This is a genomic window from Candidatus Margulisiibacteriota bacterium (assembly GCA_041658645.1).
Taxonomy (GTDB): domain Bacteria; phylum Margulisbacteria; class WOR-1; order O2-12-FULL-45-9; family XYB2-FULL-48-7; genus JBAZZV01.
Genome location: JBAZZV010000006.1, coordinates 144,319 through 150,515 on the forward strand (window position 1 = coordinate 144,319; position 6,197 = coordinate 150,515).

The 6,197-nt window shown below is 44.4% G+C and carries 6 protein-coding genes; all 6 read right to left on the minus strand.

The window, feature by feature from the left end; all coding sequences use genetic code 11:
* Window positions 1-3 precede the first annotated feature (3 nt).
* Window positions 4-1,608: a fibronectin type III domain-containing protein gene (locus WC903_06475; protein ID MFA5893579.1), complete on the minus strand. Its 1,605-nt coding sequence runs from the start codon at window positions 1,606-1,608 to the stop codon at window positions 4-6.
* Window positions 1,609-1,654: 46 nt separating this feature from the next.
* Window positions 1,655-2,257, minus strand: a complete 603-nt coding sequence (locus WC903_06480; GenBank protein ID MFA5893580.1) for a hypothetical protein — start codon at window positions 2,255-2,257, stop codon at window positions 1,655-1,657.
* 14 nt (window positions 2,258-2,271) lie between these two features.
* Entirely contained in the window at window positions 2,272-3,204 is a 933-nt protein-coding gene (locus WC903_06485) for a hypothetical protein (protein ID MFA5893581.1), read from the minus strand.
* 30 nt (window positions 3,205-3,234) lie between these two features.
* The gene (locus tag WC903_06490) at window positions 3,235-4,818 is read right to left on the minus strand and encodes a VWA domain-containing protein (protein ID MFA5893582.1); all 1,584 of its coding nucleotides are present in this window, start codon (window positions 4,816-4,818) and stop codon (window positions 3,235-3,237) included.
* Entirely contained in the window at window positions 4,815-5,228 is a 414-nt protein-coding gene (locus tag WC903_06495) for a fibronectin type III domain-containing protein (GenBank protein MFA5893583.1), read from the minus strand. Before WC903_06495 ends, WC903_06490 begins: the two co-directional genes overlap by 4 nt.
* A gap of 409 nt (window positions 5,229-5,637) precedes the next feature.
* Window positions 5,638-5,988, minus strand: coding sequence for a hypothetical protein (locus WC903_06500; protein ID MFA5893584.1), 351 nt, complete (start codon window positions 5,986-5,988; stop codon window positions 5,638-5,640).
* Between the last annotated feature and the right edge of the window lie 209 nt (window positions 5,989-6,197).

Sequence of the window (6,197 nt, forward strand, 5' to 3'; positions counted from 1 at the left end):
TAATTACCTTTCAATTGTAATGTCATCTAAATAAAATCCATCTGAATATGTCCAATCTGTAATATATTTAAATCTTAAATAAAGTGTTTTCCCCGAATAAGAGCCGAGTTCAATGTTTTCCTGCGACCAGTAGGGATGTCCACCGGTATAGGATTTTATGCTTATCCAATTATTTCCATCTTCTGATATCTCAACTTTCAAATAATCATGCCCGGTAACAGCACTATACCAAACCCAAAAATGCAAGATATCAGTTCCACTTATTAATATCGGCATCTTAAACTTAAATAAATTATTCAAATTGCTTCCCTCGCCCGAATAAAAACTTTTATCCCCATTATGAGCTTTTGTTCCCGAGACTGAAAATCCCGACACCTCCCAACTGCTTGCTCCATTTTCTGCCCCATCACTAAAAATGGCCTCAGGGGAAGGCGTTTTGACCATAATTTCCGAAGAGTAGCCACTCTCATTATAGGCAGAATCAATTCCTTTCACCTTATAATGATATGTTATACCGGCCTGTAAACCTGTGTCGACACAGGTTGTAGTCTTTCCAACTGAACTTATTTTAGAAAAGTCCTTATTATTTGTAATACTTCGATATACCTGATATCCAAGAATATCTGTTTCATTTACAGCCTCCCAACTTAGAATGACTTCAGTGGAGCTTTTTGCCGTGGCAATTAAGCCTGTTGGGGCTGCTGGAGGATTGGTTGCTAATACGCTGGGCGCATAATCATAAAATCTTTTCTCGCCCGGAGTTTTTTGAAAAACCCAATCAAAAACGATTTTTTCATCATCAAAACTAATTATTTTAAATTTACCATAAAAATTGTTTTCATATTTAAGCAAAAAACAATATACTGAACCAACTTTGAGTTTGGAATCAGCATCACTTATACGTTCATCTCCAAACTTATAATAGAGCCCTGCCCAACTCTCAGGCACTTGATTTAAATCCTTTATGTTTTCGTTGCTTGCCGTTAGGCTGATTAAACCTCCATCAAAAAATGAATCTGAATAATCATAATTACCATTTCTATCACCCCCAAAAGTCAAAAAATTATTATTCCCATAATAATACGCATAATCCATATCTCCATAACACTGGTCTACCACTGTCCCCGAAAAGAAATCAAAACTTTTTCCAAATGACAGAGTGGCTCTTCCATATCGAATGGTACTTGCCGGAAGAGTATCATCCACACGAATTTTTATTTTATTAAAGATATCCTGCCTGCCGTTAGTAACAATGAGATCGATCTCGGCAGTTCCGATATCTCCCGGAGCTTGGATTACAATGTTCTTATTTTGATCCAGGGCAAGGGTCTCTCCGGTTCCTAAGCGATAAAACATTTTATTCCCTTCGGTATCAAAAGCGTCAAGAGAAAGCGAAATAAAGCTATTCGGCGCCACGGCCTCTGGTGAAATTGTTAGAGATTGTATGATCGAAGTTGCCGAATTTGTTACAACCGGCGAGGTGGAACACCCATTTGCAAAAAAAACAATTAAAATCGAAGCCGTTATCAACAAAGGCAAATAACCGCCGTTTTTATGTTTTTTCTGCTGAAGCCATATTTTTGTCTTATTTACTATTGCCTTTTCCATTTCAACTTTTCCACTATCTTCTATGCTCTATTTCCTATGCTCTGTTTCAAAAATTCTTCCACGCCAGCACCGATTCTACCGTCGACGTGCTTGATGTTACCTTCACTATTCCGGCATTATTCCCCAGCCAAATGTTTGAGTTCCCGGCCTCCACCGTCCCATACATGGTAACGGCGGCAATTTTGTAACAATCAAAAGTTCCGGCGGGAACCGTCACATTTTCTTTGGCCGTCACTGACATGGTCGTTGAATATGAGCCGGAAATCGACTCCCATGATTTCCCGACTTCGAGCGGGAAAGCAAGAATTTTGACGCCGGTTGAAGTTGGGTAGCTGGGCGAGCCGTGCGAGTAAACGCCGGAACTATCAATTCTGTAATATGCTTCACTTGTTGATTTTGCATTTGAAGAAGATATATAAAGCGAGGAGAAACATTGAACGGTTGTCGAGCCGATACTGGCCGTTCCTTCAACCGTCATAATTTGAGAACTCCCATCCGAACCGGTTATGCGCCAGGTATTCCCCTGCGCGTGAGGGAAATAGCTTTCCCCTCCGCCGCCACCGCTCGGTTGCAATATTGAACAACCCGAAACAAACAAACCAGCCATCGCCACCAAAACAACCGCTAAACTAAACGCTCTATTCGCCATAACCAGCCCTCCCCTTAAAAATTCTTTGAATCCAATACTATAGTATCATTATTTGCGTTGTCCAGGGTCGACTTCACTAACCCCACTCCATTACCAAACCAATAATTCACTCTGCTTGATTCAACTGTTCCATTATAACTGACATAAGCCACCTTATAACAATCGAAGGATCCAGCGGGAACAGTGATGGTTTCTTGCCCCATTACCGTTATTATCGTTTTATAAATCCCAGAAGAAGAATATGTCCAAGATTTTCCAGTTTCAAGCGGGAATAACAAGAGAGGCGATCCTTCAACAGTAGAATATGAGGGGTATCCATGGAAATAAACCCCCGAATCGTTTACTACATGATAAGATTCGATTGTAGACAAATAAACGTTTCCATTGGAATCCAAATATGTTGATTCATATTTCTGCACATTCAGTGAGCCATTAATGACGGTTGTCCCATTAAACGTACTAATCATTTTTGCGCCAGATTGATTCAAGTTATATTGCCACGAATAGCCGTCAGTATTTGGGAAATAATTTCGTCCTGCCGCCGGCGCCAAAACAATATTCACCGGAGTATTTGTCCCCAAACTCACTGTCACTCCCGCCACTTCACCTGACGCAACTATTGCGCCAGAGCTGGTTTTGGCCGTCGCTGAAATAGTCCGATTCGCCCCAACCTTTACCTCAAGGGTCCCAACCGTTTGCGGATAGGTTACTTCGGCGCTCACCGGCGTCATGTCATCCGCTGAAGCTGCAATGATGATGGTCGAGGCACTGGTCGGGATAGAAGATGCCTTTACTCCTTTCCCAGCCGGCCAGTTGATCAAAACCCGCACACTTCCCATTTCAGCCACGCCAACCACAGGCCCCGGCTTTGATTGGCCGCAGCCGTTCATCAATATCGCAGCCATAACCATCAGAGATAGAATCACCAAAGATAGTTTAATTTTCATGATCGCACACCCCTTATATTTCCCTGCCAGTTAAAGATTCAGCCAAAATTTAGTCGAGCCGGAAAGCGAACCGTAATTAACAACCTGCAAGGTGATCTTATAATGCTTGCCGCTTTCAAAGGTCATGCCCGAAGGCAGAGAATAGTTTAGGACATAATAACTGGCCAAGGCCGAAGAAATGTTGCTATAGACGCCGGCTAATTCCGAATCGCTCGGGACATAATAATATATCCCGCCCGTTCCGGAAGCGATCGCCTTCAGCGCGCTGTCTTCGACTCCGCCTGGCTGCAGGCCCAGTCCGACACAGTAAATCGGAATACTCTTTGCATTGGCATGATTAATAACCTCCGTCGTTGAAGTGTAAATAAGGCTGGAGTTCTCCCCACCATCGGTCATGGCTATGACCGCTTTGCGTTTATTGTTCCCTGCCTCTACAGTTGACACCGAAACACCCATAGAATCATATAAAGCCGTCATGCCTCCGCTTTCAGACTCATTGGTGATCGCCCAACTCAATAGGCCTTTATTCGTGGTCAATACTTGATCGACCATAACATTGCTGGAAAAATTTATTACCGCCCCCTGGTCAGAAGCCCCCATACTATTTACAAACGACAAATTCGCGGTTTCCATTTCAGCCAAAGCTGAAGTAGTCATGCTGCCGCTGCGGTCCAGGGTCAAGGCAAAGGTGAGCGGTTCCCCGGACTGCCCTTGCATATTTTGCATATTACTGATCGAACATTGGGCAGATGCTCCGCCGATAGTCAAAATGTCGATCTGTATGTTTCCGGCGCTCAAGTTCACAAGAGGAGATGCTGCATTAGCGTCTATTACCATGAAGTAGAGGCTGCCGGACGACTGTCCTGCCACAACCGGAGCCCCGCCGACAGAGCCAACTGCAATGGCGCTCACCCAGGCAGGAGGACTGTTTGAAAACGTCGCCAACTTTTCGGCCGAGAAAGCACTCTCATTATCCGTGGTATCAACCGCCGAAATCTTGTAATAATATTGGGTCCCGATTGACACGCCAGAGTCAGCATATTCGGTCGTGGCGACAAGCGTTGAATTTAGTTTAGAGAGCCCGGAACCGGAAGTAGTGCTGCGGTAAACATTATAACCGGCCAGATCCGATTCAGAGTTATTATTCCAAGAAAGATTAATGGCTGTTCCGGAATAAGCCGTCGATAAGCCCGTTGGAGCGGCCGGCGATTCAATATCAGTTAAAACCAGGCTTATTGGATTATTGGCCCCGGCCGTGATTGTTACCGATGACACCTGGCCTCTGGCGACAACTTGCTTTGAGGCATTTTTCGCTTCCGCCGAAACCGTTCTGTTCGCGCCCACTTTAACTTCCAGCGTGGCGGAAGATTGCGGATAAGTGATTGTTGTCGCCAGAGGAGAAAAATCGTCCCCATAGGCGGTCACGGTAATAGAAACAGAACTGGCCGGCACATTTAAAGCCTTGAGGCATTTATCCTTGTTCGGCCAGTTAATGGAGACCGAGAGATTTCCCGTTAAACCATCACTTTGATCAGGCAGTTTTGCTGATTGGCCGCAGCCAAAAGCCAAGACCGCCAACAACAGTATTAGTGAACCAATAATTATTTTTTTCATTTTTGACCGCCAATATTATTGATCGTGATCGGCAAAGAAGCGGAATACGGCGGCAAATAAACCGCATCAGTCCACGGCCCCTCCTGGCTATCGGTGGTCAGCGTCGAAACCGCGTAATAATACCCATCGGTCGAAGTCAAACCCGTGTCTGTGTATGTTAGGGAGATAAACAATGTCGTTCCCGCTTGCGTAAAAGAAGACGCTTCGGTTGTTAGCCCTCGATAAATGCAATACCCCGCAACATCCGAATCTGCGCTCGCTTCCCACGATAAAACCGCCTTATCGCCTGAAATCCTTGAAGCAACCAGATTTGTTGGTGGTTTTATAACCCTGGGGCTTGACGATGATCCACAGCCAATAGTTAAAGCGATCAAAACAATACCCAATAAGAATACAATTAATACTTTCATCCGACACCTCCAGCTAAAATATGTTCTATTCAACCCTGAATTCCCATCCCCAACCCCCTCACTCCAACTACAATCGCGCCTAATTATTTGCAGTATAGGAAACCACTATTCATTCCCCTTTCATTGTTCGCGCTACGCGCCCCATGTTACTCTACCCTTTAGATTAGCAATCTTATTGCCATCTACCCCTATTTTATTTTTTCCTGTTCTTATCATATATTTCATCTTTGTGCCAAAACTCACTGTCGAGTTTTCGACACCATCTGTCCTGTTTTTCGACACTCATTCAACTTCCAGGGCGACATGGCCAATCTCACCTAAATCGATTTCGCCAGAAAATAAAAGGGCCAGGCCCGACCCGAATGAACGGATCGGAACTGGCCCCGTCAATGCTTATTGTCTAACTGATTTAAGTTAAACTAATGCGAGCATCAACCTTAGCCAAAATTCTATTTACTTCCAAAAGCTGGGCTAACGAAAAATATTCGCGCCCATCGATCAAGGCTTTGTTCGCCGCTAACAGTTTTTCTATCTCTTCCAGCCGCCCGGCGAAGGAGAGTTCTTCCAGATAGTCGGGAATTACCACGCCGGCTCTCTTCAGCCAATAAATCGCCCTTAAACAGGCATCGGCAATCCTCCCCTTTTCATTCTTCCTTTTGGCCGAAACAAAATACAGAAGAGCCAACTCAAAAGCGACCGCCACCTGCCTTCTGAAGGCGTAAGCGATCTTCCTATCTTGTATTTTATCGTCTAGTTTCATATTATTCACTCAAAGGCCTTCAAACGATTCCTAATCTTTATCGATACATTCCCAGTGAAATTTCACGGCACTTTTCCATATACTGGGCTATATACCCACATCGTGTGCAGGATTTTGGGGGGCGGGGTTGGGGCTACGCTGATCAAATCCTCAAGAAACTACGTAAAAAGATGAAAATCAAAGAAGTATTAGCCAGGCTGCTGGCAGAA